The 856-nt window shown below is 27.3% G+C and carries 1 protein-coding gene and 1 pseudogene; both read left to right on the forward strand.

Features of this window, described 5'->3' with window-relative positions; all coding sequences use genetic code 11:
• Positions 1 to 295: pseudogene (locus GQX97_RS12720) on the forward strand (DUF2225 domain-containing protein); the annotation flags it as partial.
• Between the two features lie 9 nt (positions 296 to 304).
• Positions 305 to 856, forward strand: a 552-nt coding sequence (locus tag GQX97_RS12725) for an LptF/LptG family permease (protein WP_157152253.1), incomplete at its 3' end; no start/stop codon positions are given.

Genomic DNA, 856 nt, shown 5'->3' on the forward strand with positions numbered 1-856 from the left:
AAGTTTTGATAAATTAAAAAGCTTTGGTCCTGATATAGATAATAATTTTGGTTATGAAGGAATGCTTTATATGGGGGCTTTACTTGGTACCGATGCTTCTAAATTTATACCAGACCCTAATGTTAAAGCTAAAACATTAGTACAGGCTAAAAGAAAAATCAGCAAAATATTTGGTTCTGGTAAAAGCAGTAAGTCAAAACCTTCTGCATTATTAGAAAAAATAAAAGAATTGCATACACGTATAAGTGAAGAATTAACTTATTTGAATGAAAACTATGGAATAAATGTGGACTAATTTAATTAAATGAAAAAACTTAACTCGTATTTATTAAAAGAATTCTTATCTATGTTTGTAGGTTCGCTCATACTGTTTGTTATATTAGTTACTATAGCAGATTTAAGCAGTAAATTATCTTACTACACCGAACACCCAGAAAACATGAAATACTTTATTACATACCATGCCGCAAGAACTCCGCATAATTTATATTATTTATTTCCAATAGCATTGATGTTTTCTTCTACTTATGTTCTTGGTACTTTTGTAAAAAATAAAGARATGTTGGCTGTACAAAATTCTGGTATAAGTTTATTTAAATTTTCTTCGCCAATATTTATTATAGTAATAGCATTATGCTTAGGACTTATTGGTTTTTGGCAATTTGTAGCAGCTCCTATGAATAAAATATCTTTTGAAGCTAATGATTTAGGACGAGGGCATAAAAAAGGAGAATACACTGGCTCATTAAATATATTTRGAGCTAATAATTATATATATTTTATAGAGAACTTTAATTTTAATGATAATTATCTTACAAATACTGTTATTGTAAAATTAAAAGAAGATGGTGCTATA

Source organism: Brachyspira sp. SAP_772, assembly GCF_009755885.1.
In the GTDB taxonomy this organism is placed as follows: Bacteria; Spirochaetota; Brachyspiria; order Brachyspirales; family Brachyspiraceae; genus Brachyspira.